This window comes from Salinifilum ghardaiensis (genome assembly GCF_054491345.1).
The window spans coordinates 4599343-4617304 of record NZ_CM137101.1 but is presented as its reverse complement, the minus strand read 5'-3'; the positions used below and the strand labels follow the sequence as shown (position 1 = coordinate 4617304).

10 protein-coding genes are annotated in these 17962 nt (G+C 70.9%); 5 read left to right on the top strand and 5 right to left on the bottom strand.

Going from position 1 to position 17962, the window contains the following annotated elements:
- The first annotated feature begins 33 nt into the window (after positions 1 to 33).
- A complete protein-coding gene (locus ACVGV0_RS20950) occupies positions 34 to 642 on the top strand; it encodes a hypothetical protein (protein WP_459157400.1) in 609 nt (202 codons plus the stop codon).
- A gap of 42 nt (positions 643 to 684) precedes the next feature.
- Positions 685 to 1806 (top strand): hypothetical protein, encoded by a 1122-nt coding sequence (locus ACVGV0_RS20945; RefSeq protein WP_459157399.1) that lies wholly within the window; start codon positions 685 to 687, stop codon positions 1804 to 1806.
- Between the two features lie 162 nt (positions 1807 to 1968).
- Here ACVGV0_RS20945 and ACVGV0_RS20940 read toward each other — a convergent pair whose 3' ends face one another.
- Entirely contained in the window at positions 1969 to 5181 is a 3213-nt protein-coding gene (locus tag ACVGV0_RS20940) for a CHAT domain-containing protein (RefSeq protein WP_459157398.1), read from the bottom strand.
- Positions 5182 to 6104: 923 nt separating this feature from the next.
- Here ACVGV0_RS20940 and rpoB point away from each other — a divergent pair.
- The 3 genes from rpoB (at position 6105) to ACVGV0_RS20925 (ending at position 15178) form a co-directional block, all read left to right on the top strand.
- Positions 6105 to 9614 (top strand): DNA-directed RNA polymerase subunit beta, encoded by a 3510-nt coding sequence (gene rpoB / locus ACVGV0_RS20935; RefSeq protein ID WP_459157397.1) that lies wholly within the window; start codon positions 6105 to 6107, stop codon positions 9612 to 9614.
- Between the two features lie 106 nt (positions 9615 to 9720).
- On the top strand, positions 9721 to 13632 hold the full coding sequence (locus ACVGV0_RS20930; RefSeq protein ID WP_459157396.1) for a DNA-directed RNA polymerase subunit beta': 3912 nt from the start codon (positions 9721 to 9723) through the stop codon (positions 13630 to 13632).
- 328 nt (positions 13633 to 13960) lie between these two features.
- Entirely contained in the window at positions 13961 to 15178 is a 1218-nt protein-coding gene (locus ACVGV0_RS20925; protein ID WP_459157395.1) for a hypothetical protein, read from the top strand.
- A 93-nt stretch (positions 15179 to 15271) separates the two neighbouring features.
- Here ACVGV0_RS20925 and ACVGV0_RS20920 read toward each other — a convergent pair whose 3' ends face one another.
- The 4 genes from ACVGV0_RS20920 to ACVGV0_RS20905 all read right to left on the bottom strand — a co-directional run bounded on the left by ACVGV0_RS20920 (position 15272) and on the right by ACVGV0_RS20905 (position 17887).
- Complete coding sequence (locus tag ACVGV0_RS20920; protein ID WP_459157394.1) at positions 15272 to 16396, bottom strand: hypothetical protein; 1125 nt, start codon at positions 16394 to 16396, stop codon at positions 15272 to 15274.
- Positions 16393 to 16731, bottom strand: coding sequence for a hypothetical protein (locus tag ACVGV0_RS20915; protein ID WP_459157393.1), 339 nt, complete (start codon positions 16729 to 16731; stop codon positions 16393 to 16395). The genes ACVGV0_RS20920 and ACVGV0_RS20915 overlap by 4 nt, the downstream gene beginning before the upstream one ends.
- Positions 16732 to 16734: 3 nt before the next feature.
- On the bottom strand, positions 16735 to 17199 hold the full coding sequence (locus ACVGV0_RS20910; RefSeq protein WP_459157392.1) for a YbaB/EbfC family nucleoid-associated protein: 465 nt from the start codon (positions 17197 to 17199) through the stop codon (positions 16735 to 16737).
- Between the two features lie 205 nt (positions 17200 to 17404).
- Positions 17405 to 17887 (bottom strand): DUF6319 family protein, encoded by a 483-nt coding sequence (locus ACVGV0_RS20905; protein WP_459157391.1) that lies wholly within the window; start codon positions 17885 to 17887, stop codon positions 17405 to 17407.
- Positions 17888 to 17962 lie beyond the last annotated feature (75 nt).

Here is a 17962-nt window from a genome sequence, read left to right as displayed (position 1 = left end):
AGACACGACGCCAGGTCGTTGATGGGAGTGGTTATGTCCGGCGAGAACTCAGCGCCGCGCCGGCGAACCGGGGTGCTGGTGGCGACGTCGCTGTGCGGGCTCAGCCTGGTGGCCTGCGCGGGCACCGGAATCGCGTGGGCGGTCAGCGCCCACGACGCCGACGTGCAGCGCGCGCAGGTGCGCGACGAGGCGCTGCAGGCCGGGCAGGCAGCGGTGGCCAACTTCAACAGCCTCGACCACCGCAACGTCCAGCAGGGCCTGGACCGCTGGGCGCGGAGCTCCACCGGCGCGCTGCACCAGGAGGTCCAGCAGGGGCGGCAGAAGTACGCCGAGCAGATCAAGAAGCGCAAGAGCGCCACCGAGGCGAAGGTCCTCGACGCGGGGCTGACCGAGCTCGACGAGCAGTCCGGAAAGGCCCGGATGATCGCGGTGGTGCAGGTGACGGTGCGCGCGGAGGGGCAGCAGCCGAGCACGCAGCGGCACCGCTACGCGGCGCAGCTCAGCCGCGACGGGGAGGACTGGAAACTCGCCCGGATCTCCCAGGTCCCCAACGGGGGCCAGCAGCCGAACGGGAACGGGGGCGGGCAGCAGAGCGGCTCCGCGGGCCGGCCCGGCGAAGACCCGTCCGCGTCCGGGCAGTGACGCCACCGCACCTCGACCAACCTCGCGCAAGGAGCGAACGCAGTGTCCACGAACCGCCACAACCGTCCGCGCGGCTCCGCCGCCCGCCGCGTCGCCGGTGCGCGGAACCGGCGCGCGGGCGACAACGCGCCCACCGGCGCGAGCACGGCTGAGCACACGACCGCGGGCGGTTCCGGCCCCGCGACCGAGGGGTCCGCCGAGGAGCAGTCGGCCCCGGGCGGGTCGGAAGCGGAGGGGACGCAGGCCCCGGCGGGGGCGGAGAGCGCCGCCGCCGGCACCGGCGCGGCTGCCGGCGACACCGCCGCGACCTCCGGGACCGGGTCCGCGGAGCACGACGAGGGGGCCGCGGCCGCGGAGGGCGCGGCGGGGGAGGACAGCACCCCGGAGGAGGCGGCCGAGGACGGCGCCGGTGCTGCGGCAGCGGAAGCCGGTCCGGACGCCGCGGCGGAGGGCACCGGTGCGGCGCAGGACGGCACGGACGGAGCCCCCGGCGGGGACGCCGGGACCGGGAGCGCCCGAACGCTCCGATCCCCCTCGGCCAAGCGGCGCAGCGTCCGCGCTGCGCGCCGCGGAACCGCGGGCCAGCACCGCGCACCGGAGCAGGAACCCGCCGGTGCGGACACCGCGGGGGAACCCGCCCGCGCGGGTCGGCTCGCGCGGGTGCGCTCGCGCCCCGTTCCCGTGCTCACCGTGGTGACGGTGCTCGCCCTCGCCTTCGCCGGGTGGTTCGGCTACGAGACCTACGCGCTGCGCTACACCGGTGCCGCGGCCAACGCGGCGCTCACGGACGGCGCGGGCACCAGCGAGGCCAAGGGGCAGATCACCAGCGCCGTGGAGAAGGTCTTCTCCTACGACCACAACAACGTGCAGGCCTCCGAGAAGGCCGCCGACCGGCTGCTCACGGGGTCCGCTGTGGACACCTACGAGCAGCTGTTCGGCGTGGTCAAGGAGCAGGCCCCGAAGCAGCAGCTGGTGGTGACCGCGAGCGTGCGGGAGAGCGCGGTGACGCGCCTGGAAGGCGACCGGGCCGAGGTGCTCGTGTTCGTGGACCAGCGGTCGATGCGCGCGGGGACCGGTCAGAGCAACTCGGCTCCGGCCCAGCTCAGCATCGGCGCGCACCGCGAAGGCGACACCTGGAAGATCAACAACATCACGCTGCGCTGATCCGGCGCGCCCGGTCGGTCCGCGCAGCGGCTCGGTTTCCGGGCCGGTGCGGCACGCGCGCCGGACGGGGCCCGCCGCCGGCCCCGCTTCGGCGGTGCGCTCGCCTCACGTGCGTGCCAGCCGGTCGCTGATGAGCCGGTTCGGGCCGATGCCGGACCGTCCCTACGGTCCCGCGTGGACGAAGGGCGCCCACTGGCTGGGCGCGTCCGGCTGCTCGTCGCGCAGCCGGCGGGCCGCGTCGTGCAGGGCGTACCCCGCGTGGTCCAGCTCGCCGCCGATGACCTCGCCGTACACGCCCTCCAGCACGGCGCACGCGTTGCGCTCCTCGACCTCCCACAGCGACCCGAGCACGTGCGCGTACCCGGCGAAGCCGAGGACGCCCGGCAGGCACGCGGCGGCCGGGGACGGGGCCTCCGCGGCCGTGGCGCAGTGGCTGAGCACGCACAGCTCGGCGGTGTCCAGCCGCGTCTGCCCGATCTCGACGACGCCGAGCGAGGGGTCCGGTTCGCGGGAGAGCACCGACGCGGCGGCGGGCCGGCTCGGGTACGCCGCGCTCCGCTCGCACACGTGCACCCAGCTGGCGCGCGGCAGCCGGCGCAGCACCTCGCCGGTGGAGGCCTCCGCGCCGAGCACCTCGGCCCCGGGGCAGTGCCGCGCGGCGAGCTGGTTGCGCGGCGGCAGCTCGCGCGCGAGGCCGTCCACCGAGCCGGCCGCGACCAGCGCCGAGCCCGCCGCGGGCTGCTGCCCTCCGCGCGGGCGCCGCAACGCGCCCAGCGTCGGGACGTACGAGGACACCACGCACTCCAGCGCGCTCGTGCCGTCCGCCGCGGTCGCCGCGTGCAGCGGCAGGTACGCGGCGGGCCCGTGGGCGCACCACCACACGCGCGGCCAGCGCTTCCCGGCACCGGGGCTGCGGAGGTAGCCCATGCGCTCCAGCACGGGCAGCACCAGGTGGTCCCAGCTCCAGTGCAGGCAGCCGTTCAGCCGCTGCTCGTCGCGGCGCAGGGCCGCGGTGAGCGCGGTGTGCGCCTGCTCGGTGACCGCCTCCGGGGAAGCTCCGGGCAGCGGGAGGGTCACCACCCGCCCGCCGAACACGACCAGCGCATCCGAGCGGTATCGGCTGATGTTCGGCAGCACGATCGCGCCGTAGTCGGCCCCGGCCCGCGCGGCGGCGGTGGCCAGGTCGTCGAACCGGACCGGGCGCAGGTGCCCGCCGTCGACGGTGCGGATGCGCTCGAGCAGCTCGTCCCAGGCACCCGCGCTGCGCGTGCGGTCGTCGACCGGGGCGAGCACCGGTTCGGTGGTGGGCCGGTCGAGCAGGCGGCGCAGCCGCACCGCCTCGTCGGCCAGCTCGGGGCGCTCGCGGTGCAGCGCGCCGAGCTCGCCGCCGGTCGGCAGGAAGTCCGAGAGCACCGCGGTGCGCCCGTGCTCGAGCAGCTCGACCGCGCGGTGCGGCAGGCCCGCCTCGAGCGTGCACGCCACGGCGTCGGCGGTGAGCACGCCCCAGTCCTGCTGCACCTCGGGGGAGGCGACGACCCGCTTGCCGCGCGGCACCAGCGGGAGCAGCTCCACGGCCTGGGCGAACGACTCGGCGGCCTCGGACCAGCGCTGGGCCTCCGCTGCCGCGCGGGCCGCGGCCTCGGCCGCGCGCAGCCGCCGGTCGGCCGGGGCGGTGGGTTGCCCGGCGGCTTCGGTGAGGACCTTGCGCGCCCACCGGTAGTTCCGCCGCCGACCGGAGCGCCGGTGCAGCTCGCGGAGGGCTTCGCCGAGCAGGAGGGCGACGTCGGCGCGCGCGGGCATGCCCTCGGGGATCCCGCCGAGGCCCTGGGCGAGGCGCTGGATCGCCGCGTCGAGGTCGCGCTCGCTGCGGGTCAGCCGGTAGCGGTGCAGGGAGAGCTCACCGCGCACCGCGGTGTTCTGCGCGGTGAGCGGGCCCGCGCTGCGCTCGTCGGTCGCCGCGTCCTCCGCGAGGTCCGCGGCGACCGCGGCGGCGCGGTCCAGGTCGGCCGTGCCGCCGGCGTGCTCGTGCCGGGCGAGGAGGCTGCGGATGAGCGACAGCCGCACCGGGTCGGCTCCCTCGTCCGCGGCCTGCCGGAGCGCCTCCTCCCCGGCGGTCACGGCGGTGTCCAGCGCGGTTTCGTCGGAGTGCTGCGCGTGCTGGCGGCGCAGCAGCGCGCCGTGGAGCGCGAGCACCGCCACCCGGTACGGGTCGTCGCCGCGCATGGCGTGGGCGGCGGAGGCGAGCGGGCGCAGCACCTGCTGCAGGAGCTGCGGCTCGCCGGTGGCGTCGACGTGGTCGAGGGCGCACTCGGCGAGGTGGCGCGCGGCCCTGCCGAGCAGGGGGCTTCCCTCCGGGAGGGCGGCCACCGCCCCGAGGAGTTCCGCGACGGCCGAGTGCAGGTCGGCCACGTCGCCGCTGACGTGGAAGCGCAACCGCAGCGCGCTGGCGAGGTAGCACTGCGCCCGGTGCCGCGCCGGTCCCTCGGGCAGCGCGCTCGCCCCGGTGCGCAGGTGGTGCACGCTCTCGTCGAGCGCGGCGGGGTCGCCGCTGCGCTGGGCGCGCCGGGTGAGCGCGGCGCCGAGGTTGACCTGCAGTTCCGGCGCTTCCTCGTCCGGGGCGCTGCCCGCGGCTTCCCGGAAGGCGTCGATGGACTCCTCGTCGGCCTCGTTGTCGCTGGCCACGCGGGCGTGGGTGCGCAGGCTGGTGGCCAGGCGCACCGCGGCCACGTGCCGGCGCGGGTCGCCGCGCGGGGTCAGCCGGGCGGTCTCGCGCGCGTGGGCGGCGGCCTGCCCGCTCGACTCCGCGCTGCGGGTGCGCCCGGCGTGCTCGACCAGCGCGAGCACCAGGTTGTTGCGGTAGAGCAGCAGGTCCTCGTCGGTTTCCGGGGCCGACGTGACGGCCGAGCGGTAGTAGGCGATCGCGTCTTCCAGGTCGGCGACGTCCGCGCTGGTGACGAAGGTGAGCTGGGCGGCGGTGCCGAGGTTGTTGAGCACCGAGGCGCGGGCGGGGTCGTCCTCGGCGAGCACGCCGGCGGTCGCGCGGAAGACCTCGGTGATCCAGGGCAGCGCGCTGAAGTCCCGGCTGGTGACGACCCGGTTCATCGCCGCGACGGCGTCGGCGTAGCGCTGCTCGGGGGTGCGCTGCGGGTGCTCGCCGGTCGTGGCCACCGGCGGTCGGCCGCGGGGCTGCCCCGGCCCGGGCGAGGCGGTGTCCTCCGCCGCTGGTGGGGTCGGGCCGTCCGGGGGAGCCGGGGCGGGCGGGGGCGTGTCCTCGAGGTGCTCGCGGGAGAACCAACTGGACGCGGAACGCGTCCGGTCGGTGCGGGACCCCTGCCGCTCGCCGGACGAGCTCGCCGATCTGGCGTCGTCGCTCATGAGTCGGTACTCCTGTGCACTGCGGTCACCGGCTGTTTCGCTCCCCCGACTGAAGGACGCGTACACGTTACCGGGATGCGCCTCCTTCGTGGTGCGCTGTGCAACAACCCGCACCGCGCCGCGCCGGCGAGCGCGGGCGTCGTGCCGCGAATGCGGTGGTACGCCGGTGATCCGCACTGACGACCGATCCGCTCGTGGTGACCGATATCACGCAGTGCGGGCGGGAATTCCCGGAACGCGGGAGCCGTTGGACGAGTGCCTTCCGCCGGCGCGCGGGCCGCGGGAGGAGGGTTGCGCTCACCCCGCTTCGAGCGGGCGGACCCGCGGGCCGCCGCGCGGGCGCCGGGTCGTCCGGTGCTCCGCCGGCTGCCCCGGTGGTGTGTTCTTCGGTGTGGGGCACGACACATCTCGCCCGTTCTGTCCGGTTCTCCGTCGCGCCGCCACCGCGCCGCGCCGCGGCGGCGAGGTCGCTCGCGGCGGGCGCCCGCACCCCCCGCGGCGCTCGGGTGACCAGCTGGTTCACCGTCGCGATCGGGGAGGTGGGCCGATCGTGTCGTGCGCCACGAGGGTGATCAACGCGCCTTCCCTTGACTGTGGGCGGTCGCGGGTTCACTCTGGATCCGAAGCGAGCACCCCCGCCGCTCCTTGCCGGGGGCCTCGACAGCTGCCGTCGTTCCGGCTAGACTGCTACGTTGCGCTGCCCTCTTTCCGCGTGCCCTCGAAGGGGCCCTAGGATCGTGGGCGCCATTGCACCCTTGACAGCCGTGTTAGCGATCAGGCCCTGTGTATCGGTCTCGGTGCATCGGCCTCGATGCCGCACCGTCCCCCGGTGCCGGGCACCGACCGCCGGTGCTGCGCATCGTCGATGCACCGTGCGTCGCTGACGCGGTTGCAGCCAGTTCAGAGTCCCGGAAGGACGCATCTTGGCAGTCTCCCGCGCGACCAAGGTCTCTGCAGCTTCCAACTTCACGTCGGAGATCCCTGGGGCACCCAAGCGGGTCTCGTTCGCGAACATTCACGAGCCGTTGAGCGTGCCGAATCTGCTCGACCTGCAGGTCCAGTCCTTCGAATGGCTCGTCGGCGACGAGACCTGGTTCCAGCGCCGGGTCGACGCCGGCGAGGAGAACCCCCAGGGCGGACTCGAAGAGGTCCTCAACGAGATCTCCCCGGTCGAGGACTTCTCCGGCTCGATGTCGCTGTCCTTCTCCGATCCGCGCTTCGACGAGGTCAAGTCGACCGTCGAGGAGTGCAAGGACAAGGACATGACGTACTCGGCGCCGCTGTTCGTCACCGCCGAGTTCACCAACCACTCCACTGGCGAGATCAAGAGCCAGACGGTCTTCATGGGCGACTTCCCCGTGATGACCGACAAGGGGACCTTCATCATCAACGGCACCGAGCGGGTGGTCGTCTCCCAGCTCGTGCGGTCCCCCGGCGTGTACTTCGACCAGTCGGTGGACAAGTCCACGGACAAGGACATCCACGGCGTCAAGATCATCCCGAGCCGCGGTGCGTGGCTCGAGTTCGACGTGGACAAGCGCGACACCGTCGGTGTCCGCATCGACCGCAAGCGCCGCCAGCCGGTCACCGTGCTGCTGAAGGCGCTGGGGTGGAGCGACGAGGCCATCCGCGAGCGGTTCAGCTTCTCCGAAACGCTGCTGGCGACGCTGGAGAAGGACCACACGGCCGGCCAGGACGAGGCGCTGCTGGACATCTACCGCAAGCTGCGCCCCGGTGAACCGCCGACGAAGGAGAGCGCGCAGACCCTCCTGGAGAACCTCTTCTTCAAGGAGAAGCGCTACGACCTGGCCCGGGTCGGCCGCTACAAGCTCAACAAGAAGATGGGGCTCGACCTTCCCTACCAGACCGGTGTCCTGACGGAGGAGGACCTCGTCACCGCCATCGAGTACCTGGTGCGGCTGCACGCGGGCGAGACCTCGATGCCCGCGCGCGGTGCGGTCGAGGAGGGCTCCGAGGACCCGTCCACCGTCCCGGTCGAGGTGGACGACATCGACCACTTCGGCAACCGCCGGCTGCGCACCGTCGGCGAGCTCATCCAGAACCAGGTGCGCGTGGGGCTCTCGCGGATGGAGCGGGTCGTCCGCGAGCGGATGACCACGCAGGACGTCGAGGCGATCACGCCGCAGACGCTCATCAACATCCGCCCGGTCTCCGCGGCGATCCGGGAGTTCTTCGGGACCTCCCAGCTCTCCCAGTTCATGGACCAGACCAACCCGATCGCGGGGTTGACGCACAAGCGGCGGCTCTCCGCGCTCGGCCCCGGCGGTCTCTCCCGCGAGCGCGCGGGCATGGAGGTCCGCGACGTCCACCCCTCGCACTACGGCCGGATGTGCCCGATCGAGACGCCGGAAGGCCCGAACATCGGCCTCATCGGTTCGCTGGCCACCTTCGGCCGGGTGAACCCGTTCGGCTTCATCGAGTCGCCCTACCGCAAGGTCGTCGAGGGCCGGGTCACCGAGGAGATCGTCTACCTCACCGCCGACGAGGAGGACCGGCACGTCAAGGCGCAGGCCAACGCGCCGATCGACGCCGACGGCAACTTCCTCGAGGAGCGGGTGCTGGGTCGGCGCAAGGGCGGCGAGGTCGAGCTGCTCGCGCCGACAGAGATCGACTACATGGACGTCTCCCCGCGGCAGATGGTCTCGGCCGCCACGGCGATGATCCCGTTCCTCGAGAACGACGACGCCAACCGCGCGCTCATGGGCGCGAACATGCAGCGCCAGGCCGTGCCGCTGCTGAAGTCCGACTCGCCGCTGGTGGGCACGGGCATGGAGCTGCGCGCCGCCTACGACGCCGGTGAGGTCATCCACGCGGAGAAGGCCGGCGTCGTCGAGGAGCTCAGTGCCGACTACATCACCGTGATGGCCGACGACGGCACGCGCCGGACCTACGGGATGTCCAAGTTCAACCGGTCCAACGCCGGCACCTGCTTCAACCAGAAGCCGGTGATCGACGAGGGCGACCGCGTCGAGGACGGGCACATCCTCGCGGACGGCCCGTGCACCGAGCAGGGCGAGATGGCGCTGGGCAAGAACCTGCTCACCGCGATCATGCCCTGGGAGGGGCACAACTACGAGGACGCCATGGTCATCTCCCAGCGCCTCGTGCAGGACGACGACCTCACCTCGGTGCACATCGAGGAGCACGAGGTCGACGCCCGCGACACCAAGCTCGGCGCCGAGGAGATCACCCGGGACATCCCGAACGTCTCCGATGACGTGCTGGCCGACCTCGACGAGCGCGGCATCATCCGCATCGGTGCCGAGGTGCAGGGCGGCGACATCCTCGTCGGCAAGGTCACGCCGAAGGGCGAGACCGAGCTGACCCCGGAGGAGCGGCTGCTGCGCGCGATCTTCGGCGAGAAGGCCCGGGAGGTCCGCGACACCTCGCTGAAGGTGCCGCACGGCGAGACCGGCAAGGTCATCGGCGTCCGCGTGTTCAACCGCGAGGACGAGGACGAGCTGCCCGCGGGCGTGAACCAGCTCGTGCGGGTCTACGTCGCGCAGAAGCGCAAGATCCAGGACGGCGACAAGCTCGCCGGCCGGCACGGCAACAAGGGCGTCATCGGCAAGATCCTGCCGGTCGAGGACATGCCGTTCATGGAGGACGGCACCCCGGTCGACATCGTGCTGAACACGCACGGCGTGCCGCGGCGCATGAACATCGGCCAGGTCCTGGAGAGCCACCTCGGCTGGATCGCCTCGCAGGGCTGGTCCATCGAGGGCGAACCGGACTGGGCGAAGCGGCTGCCGGAGGACCTCTACGACGTGGACCCCGGCACGAACACCGCGAGCCCGGTGTTCGACGGCGCCCGGGAGGAGGAGATCACCGGTCTGCTCGGCTCCACCAAGCCGAACCGCGACGGGCAGCGGCTCGTCGGCGGCGACGGCAAGGCGGCGCTGTTCGACGGCCGCAGCGGGGAGCCGTACCCGCACCCCGTGTCGGTCGGGTACATGTACATGCTCAAGCTGACGCACATGGTGGACGACAAGATCCACGCGCGGTCCACCGGCCCGTACTCGATGATCACGCAGCAGCCGCTGGGCGGTAAGGCCCAGTTCGGCGGCCAGCGCTTCGGTGAGATGGAGTGCTGGGCGATGCAGGCCTACGGCGCCGCCTACACCCTGCAGGAGCTGCTGACGATCAAGTCCGACGACGTGGTCGGCCGGGTGAAGGTCTACGAGGCCGTCGTCAAGGGCGAGAACATCCCCGAACCCGGTATCCCGGAGTCGTTCAAGGTGCTTCTCAAGGAGCTCCAGTCGCTGTGCCTGAACGTCGAGGTGCTCTCCAGCGACGGTGCTGCCATCGAGATGCGCGAGGGCGAGGACGAGGACTTGGAGCGTGCCGCCGCGAACCTCGGCATCAACCTGTCCAAGAACGAGTCGCTGTCTGTCGACGACGTCGCGCACTGACGACCTCGCCGCCGGCCCGCGGTGACGCCGCGGGCCGGCGCCCGACCCAACCTGGCAGGACTGCCGCTGCGGCGGCAGAACTTTCGATCAAGGGAGAAGACCCGACGTGCTGGACGTCAACTTCTTCGACGAACTCCGCATCGGCCTCGCCACGGCCGACGACATCCGCCAGTGGTCGTATGGCGAGGTGAAAAAGCCCGAAACGATCAACTACCGCACGCTCAAGCCGGAGAAGGACGGCTTGTTCTGCGAGAAGATCTTCGGTCCCACCCGCGACTGGGAGTGCTACTGCGGCAAGTACAAGCGGGTCCGCTTCAAGGGCATCATCTGCGAGCGGTGCGGCGTCGAAGTCACGCGCGCCAAGGTGCGGCGTGAGCGGATGGGGCACATCGAGCTGGCCGCCGCCGTGACGCACATCTGGTACTTCAAGGGCGTGCCGAGCCGGCTGGGCTACTTGCTCGACCTGGCCCCGAAGGATCTCGAGAAGATCATCTACTTCGCCTCCTACGTGATCACCTCCGTGAACACGGAGATGCGGCACAACGACCTGCCGACGCTGGAGAGCGAGATCGGCGTCGAGCGCAAGCGCATCGCCGACGACCGGGACTCCGAGCTGGAGCAGCGCGCGCAGAAGCTCGAGAGCGACCTGGCCCAGCTGGAGCAGGAGGGAGCCAAGAGCGACGCCCGCCGCAAGGTCAAGGAGGCCGGCGAGCGGGAGATGAAGCAGATCCGCGAGCGCGCCCAGCGCGAGCTGGACAAGCTCGAGGAGCTGTGGGAGACCTTCACCAAGCTGGAGCCGCGGCAGCTGATCTCGGACGAGACGCTGTTCCGCGAGCTGTACGACCGCTACGGCGAGTACTTCACCGGCGGCATGGGTGCCGAGGCGATCCAGGCGCTGCTGCAGAACTTCGACATCAACGCCGAGGCCGAGGGCCTGCGCGAGACCATCCGCACGGGCAAGGGGCAGAAGAAGCTCCGCGCCCTCAAGCGCCTCAAGGTCGTCGCCGCGTTCCAGAACACCGGCAACGACCCGGCCGGCATGGTGCTCGGCGCGATCCCGGTGATCCCGCCGGACCTGCGCCCGATGGTCCAGCTGGACGGCGGCCGCTTCGCGACCTCCGACCTCAACGACCTGTACCGCCGGGTGATCAACCGGAACAACCGGCTCAAGCGGCTGATCGACCTCGGTGCGCCCGAGATCATCGTCAACAACGAGAAGCGGATGCTGCAGGAGTCCGTGGACGCGCTGTTCGACAACGGCCGTCGCGGGCGCCCGGTCACCGGTCCCGGCAACCGCCCGCTCAAGTCGCTGTCCGACCTGCTCAAGGGCAAGCAGGGCCGGTTCCGGCAGAACCTGCTCGGCAAGCGCGTCGACTACTCCGGTCGTTCGGTCATCGTCGTCGGTCCGCAGCTGAAGCTGCACCAGTGCGGCCTGCCGAAGGAGATGGCGGTCGAGCTGTTCAAGCCGTTCGTCATGAAGCGGTTGGTCGACCTCAACCACGCGCAGAACATCAAGTCCGCCAAGCGGATGGTGGAGCGGCAGCGGCCGCAGGTCTGGGACGTGCTGGAAGAGGTCATCTCCGAGCACCCGGTGCTGCTCAACCGCGCTCCGACGCTGCACCGCCTGGGCATCCAGGCCTTCGAGCCGCAGCTGGTGGAGGGCAAGGCCATCCAGCTGCACCCGCTGGTCTGCGAGGCGTTCAACGCCGACTTCGACGGCGACCAGATGGCCGTGCACCTGCCGCTGTCGGCGGAGGCGCAGGCCGAGGCCCGCGTGCTGATGCTGTCGAGCAACAACATCCTCTCGCCGGCCTCCGGTCGCCCGCTGGCCATGCCGCGGCTCGACATGGTCACCGGCCTGTACCACCTGACCAAGGAGAAGGAAGGCGCCACCGGCGAGGGCAAGGCCTTCTCCTCGGTGGGCGAGGCCATCATGGCCTACGACCGCAAGGAACTGGACCTGCAGGCCAGGGCCACCATCCGGCTGCACGACATCGTCCCGCCGCAGGGCGAGGTGCCGGAGGACTGGGAGCCCGGCCAGCCGTGGAGCGCCACGACGACGCTGGGTCGCGTGTGGTTCAACGAGCTGCTGCCGGAGGACTACCCGTACGTCAACGAGCTGCTGCAGAAGAAGAAGCAGGGCGGGATCGTCAACGACCTCGCCGAGCGGTACCCGATGGTGACCGTGTCGCAGACCCTGGACAAGCTCAAGGACGCGGGCTTCTACTGGGCCACTCGCTCCGGTGTCACCATCGCGATCTCCGACGTGGTGGTGCCGCCGAACAAGGAGGAGCTGCTCGACAACTACGAGTCCAAGGCCGACCAGGTGGAGAAGCGGTACCGACGCGGTGCCCTGTCCCACCAGGAGCGCAACGACGAGCTGGTCAAGGTCTGGAACGCCGCCCGCGATGACGTCGCGGAGGCCATGGAGAACAACTTCCCGGACGACAACTCGATCAGCATGATCGTGAAGTCCGGTGCCGCCGGCAACATGACGCAGGTCGTGCAGCTGGCGGGCATGCGTGGCCTGGTGTCCAACCCGAAGGGCGAGTACATCCCGCGGCCGATCAAGGCGAACTACCGCGAGGGCCTGTCGGTGCTGGAGTACTTCATCTCCAACCACGGTGCGCGCAAGGGTCTCGCCGACACCGCGCTGCGGACCGCCGACTCCGGTTACCTCACCCGGCGCCTGGTGGACGTCTCGCAGGACGTCATCGTCCGCGAGCACGACTGCCACACCGACCGGGGCATCCGGATGCCGATCGCGCAGCGGCAGTACGACGGCACGCTGCTGCGGCACCCGAACGTGGAGACCAGCATCTACGCGCGGACCACGGCCGCGGACATCACCGACGCCGACGGCAACGTGGTCATCGCCGAGGGCACCGACATCGGCGACCCGGCGATCGAGAAGCTCGTCAACGCCGGCGTCACCGAGGTGAAGATCCGCAGCGTGCTCAGCTGCGAGTCGGAGAACGGCGTCTGCGCGATCTGCTACGGCCGGTCGATGGCCACCGGCAAGCTGGTCGACGTGGGCGAGGCCGTCGGCATCGTCGCGGCGCAGTCCATCGGTGAGCCGGGTACGCAGCTGACGATGCGCACCTTCCACCAGGGCGGTGTCGCCGGTGACGACATCACCACCGGTCTGCCGCGCGTGCAGGAGCTGTTCGAGGCCCGGGTGCCGCGGGGCAAGGCGCCGATCGCCGACGCGCCGGGACGCGTCCGGATCGAGGACAACGAGCGCAGCTGGAAGATCACCATCACGCCGGACGACGGCGGCGAGGAGATCGTCTACGACAAGCTGTCCAAGCGGCAGCGCCTGGCGACGATCTCGGTGGACGGCACCGAGCGGCAGCTGCAGGACGGCGACCACATCGAGGTCGGCAAGAAGCTGATGGAAGGCGCGGTCGACCCGCACGAGGTGCTGCGCGTGATGGGCCCGCGGGAGGCGCAGCTGCACCTGGTCGACCAGGTGCAGGAGGTGTACCGCTCGCAGGGCGTGGGCATCCACGACAAGCACGTCGAGGTGATCGTCCGGCAGATGCTGCGGCGGGTCATCATCATCGACTCGGGCGCCACCGAGTTCCTCCCCGGTTCGCCGGTGGAGCGCTCGCAGTTCGAGTCGGAGAACCGCCGCGTGGTCTCCGAGGGCGGGGACCCGGCCTCCGGTCGCCCGGTGCTCATGGGCATCACGAAGGCCTCGCTGGCCACCGAGTCGTGGCTGTCGGCGGCCTCCTTCCAGGAGACGACCCGCATCCTCACCAACGCCGCGATCGAGCGGTCCAGTGACAAGCTGGTCGGCCTGAAGGAGAACGTGATCATCGGCAAGTTGATCCCGGCGGGCACGGGCATCAACCGGTACCGCAACATCCAGGTGCAGCCGACGGAGGAGGCCCGGGCCGCGGCCTACGCGATCCCCTCCTACGACGACAGCTACTACACCCCGGACGTGTTCGGTGCCGGCACCGGTGCCGCGGTTCCGCTGGACGACTACGACTTCGGCCGCGACTACCGCTGAGTCCGCGGGCGCGAGTCCGAGCGTCACACCGGCCCCCATCCGCCTCGCGCGGGTGGGGGCCGGTTCGCGTTCGGCGGGGACCGGTGGTGCGCAGTGCGGTCCCGTTGGTCCGGCGCCGCTGGTCCGATCGCGGTCCGGCCGCGCCGCTGGTCCGGCTGGGCCGATCGCGGTCCGGCTGCACCGCTGGTCCGTGCCGGGTCCCGGTGGCGATTGCTGCCGATGTGGGCGATCCGCCCCGGCGACGTGCGACCGGGCAGTACCCTCGATCCCTGATCGTGCGAACGTCAGGGTGCATCGCGCAGCGGTGCCCGGTTGTGGAGATCGAGCTATGACTCAGCCTTCGGGGCAGGCGCAGCAGGCCGCGGCAGCGGGGACGGCCGCCATCTCGCCCGTTGCGCGGCGCCCCCGCGCGCTCTACGCGCTGCTGGCCTTGTTCGCGGTGGACATGGCGCTGAACACGGCGGCAGTGGCGATCAGCGTGCCCGGGGAGTACTGGGACACAGTGCTGCTCATCGGCGCCGGGGTGATCGCGGTCGCGCGCCTCGCTGCCTTCACCGGCCTGTGGCGGGGCAACGGCAGCGCCCGGGAACTGCTCGTGGTCGGGCAGACGTTTCTCGCCGGGGCGCTCGCCCTGGTCGCGTTCATCTTCTACTCGGGATTTCTGCACTCCGGCTCCGCCTTCGTCCTCGGACTGCGCAGCGCGGCGGTCGTGTGCATGCTCCTCGGAAGCTTGCTGGCGGTCTCGGGGGTCGTCCGCGAGTGGTGCTCGCACGGGCGGTTCCGGGTGATCCGCCGTCCCGGGCAGGGCGCGCCGGCGACGGAGGAGGATCCCGACGGGGGAACCGGCCTGGGGGAGTGGACCGGTGTCGTCGGCTGGGGCTGGGCCGCCGACGTCCCGATCGTCCGGATCGGTGGGTTCGACTCGGAACCGTTCGTGGAGGCCAAAGCCCGCAGATGCCGCACACTCGTCTGGGGGACGTACCAGGGGTTCCCGGCGATGGTGGCGCAGATGCGGTTCATCAAGCGCGTCCCGAGCGGGACGGCGGGGCCGGACATGCAGACGGTGCACGAGGCGAAGTACTACGACGTGGTGTGCGCGGTGCTGGAGACGGACACCGCGCTGCCCGAGCTCACCGTGCGGCAGCGGAAGGACGCGACCGGGGTGGTGGCGGACGTGCTGAAGGGGGACAACGCGCGTGCCGCGCTCCAGCGGAGCAATGTGAGCCTGCCGGAACACCGGGTGGGCAGCCTGTTCTCCGCCCGTTCCAGCAGCGAGGAGTTCGCCCGGCAACTGGTCACCCCGGAGCTGATGGAGGCCGTGGCGCCCGCTCCGGGGATGGACGTGTTCCGGTTCAACTTCCGGTTCACCGGGACCAAGGTCGTGGTCTGGTCGATGATGACCGCCGACATGCGCCCGGAGTCCATCAAGCAGCAGCTCGGCCGTGCCCACGACTTGTACCGGCGGGCGGCCCCGCTCGCGCGGACCGCGCCCGCGTCGAAACCGGCCTTCGCCCCGCTGCAGGAGCTCACCGAGCAGTTGCGGTAGTCGTGCGTCGGCCCGTTCAGCGCGGCCTCGGCCGATCGGTCCCTGCGATGGCCGAGGCCGCGGGACAGGTGGTGCGGAACCTCTGCGTGCCGCTCAGACGTCCAGCTGCCCTTCGATCGTCTCGTTCGACGGGACGTCGCTGAAACCGCCCTTGTCCGCCTGCTGTTCGAGATCGTCGGCGGCCTTGTCCGCGGCGTTCCCGTAGTGTCCGGCAGCCTTGCTCGCGCCGCTGCTGAGCGTTTGCGCGTCGACGGCGGGTTTGTTTATTCCTGTGTTCGTGCCTGCGTTCTCCTGCTGCGCTTCGCGCATCAGGTTGTCGTGGTGTTCCCCCGGGGCTCTGTCGTACTCGTACTTTTTCTTGGCCGTGTCGGCTGAGCTCTTGAGGTCTTTCAGGTCGTCGCTGTGCTCCTTGGCGGAGCTGCCATCCCCGTCCTTCCCCTCCTTGATGTCGTTCATGGCATCGGCCACGCGGGTCGTGTCGATCGCCGCCTTGATCAGGGTGATGGCGTTGACGACCAGGTCGAGGATGTCGACGATCTGTTTGACTTTTTTCGTCGCTTTGGTGGTTGCGACGCTGGCTTCGACGGCGGTCGCGGCGCTGGCCGCGCCGTAGGATGAGCCGAATGTTACGGGAGCTGACGCTGATGCCGAAACCCACGTCATGATCAGCCAGGTGACGAAGTCCGCGATGATGCCTCGAATGACGCCTTCAGCGGCCTCCGCCAGCGTCGAACTTATCTGCAGGAGCTCGGAAACGTTGTGCGCCTGTTTTCCGGTGTTTTCGACGCCCGCGGCGAATGCGGCCAGTTTCGTGCGCGCTGCGTCGGCGGCCTCGCCGTTCCAGTCTTTGAGTCCGCTCTCGGCCTTGTCGATTATTTCCTGCGACAGGTCGCTGAGCTTTTCCTTGACCTTGCCGAAATCCTCGCTTCCCTTTTGCAGGGACTCCTTGTCCCCGCTGACCAGCTGCAGGGCTTCCTCGAGGGGCTGGATCCACTCGAGGAGGAAGCCGAGGCCTTTGTTGATGAGCCAGCTGGCGGGGTTGCTCGCGAAGCTCAGGGCCTCCGAGGCGAGCCCTTCGACGCTTTGCTTGATTCCGGACAGGTCGACTTCGTCGCCTTCAGCGGCCTTCTGGAATTGGTCCCACTGCTTCTTTACGGGAAGGGAATCTTTGGCGCTGTCGTCGAGCATGCCCTCTTGGGTGAGGTCTTTGTCGATCATGCCTTGCCGCCCATTGTGAACTTGTCCTCGACCTGCTGGATGGCGTCCTGGTGGGCCTTGTCGACCTCGTCGTAGTCCTTGGCGGTTTCGGTGAGCTTGTCCCCGATGTCCGCGATCCCCTGCTTGATCTGGTCGAGGTGGTCGTTGACCTGCTGCAGCAGGTCGTCGTAATCGCTCTTCACGAAGAGGCCGACCACGCCCCAGGCGGTGTCGGCGACCTCGGCCTCGGAGCTCTTGTCCTTGATGGTCCCGGCCTTGTCCTCCAGCCCCTTGATCTCCTGGCCGGTGTTGTCGATCGCCTCGGTGGGCGCGTTGAAGCCGTTGCCCTTGCCCATCGGTCACCTCCGCCCGTAGAACGTGCCGTCCTCGAAGCCGTCGTCGTCCTCGTCCTCGTCCGGGGCCGGGCGGGGGCGTTCCGCCTCACCGGGGTCGATGCTCACGCCGAGCATCTCCTCCTGGGTCCGCCGAACCCGTTCGGCGACGTCGCCCTCCGGGGCGAACTCCTGCACGATCCCGGCCTGTTCCCGCGCGGCCTGCGCGACGGCCTGGCGCAACGTGCCCATCACGGTGCTCGACAGCTGGATGGGCGAGAGCTTGGTGGCGTCCTTGGTGAACTCGATGTTCGTCACCGAACCACCGGGACCGGCCGTGACCGTGACGGCCTTGTCCGCGGAGGTCACCTTGGCCTCGATGGCGCTGATCTGCTCGCGCATCCGGTCGGCGTCGGCCAACCGCTGCTCCGCCTGGTCGCCCATCTCGCGCAGGCGGTCCAGCTTCCGCTGGAGGTCTTCGATGTCCGGCACGTCCTCTCCCGTTGGTCGTGGTGGCCTGCTGCTGGGACGGAAGTATCGACGATCAGGTTCCGCGATGGGGGCGAAATGCGTGAATCGGGGTGCCGAACACGAGGACGCCGCCCGGTGCGCGACCGGACGGCGTCGTCGGCGACCCCGGTGACGACATCGCTGCCGGGGAGGTGGGGCTTCTCGGAAGGTGCGGCTGCCGGGGAGGTCAGCCCTCGAGGTCGGCCAGCTGCCGGCGGACCCGCTCGACCTCGGCCTCCAGCTCGGCCAGCTTCGCCTCGTGCTGCTCGCGGGCCTGCTGCAGCACGTTTTCGATCGTGTCGGAGATGTCCTCGTGCAGCTCCTTGGCCGCCTTCGACACGGCGGCGGCGGGGACCTGGATGCCCTGCACGACGCGCTTGCCGCCGTGCATGAGCTCGGCCTGCCACTCGCCCTCGGCCGTGCCGGTCACGGTCAGCGTCAGCTCGACGGTCCGGGTCTTGCGGGCGGTGCTCTTGGTGCGCTTCTTCTTCGACTGGGTGCTTTCGCCGCTGTTCTCGTCGCTCGTCGCGGTGCCCGCGTCGCCCTCCGGGGTCGCGGCCCGTTCGGCGCTCCGGTCCTGCGCCTGCTCTTCGGCCGCCTGCGCCGGGGCCTGCTCGGTCGTCTCGGCGTTCGCGGCGGAAGCGGCCTGCGGGTCCTGCTCCTCGGTCACGATGTCACTCCTTCGGCTGGTCGGACTCGGTCGTGCGTGTGATGCGCGCCCTGCTCGCGAACGGTCCCGCTCGCG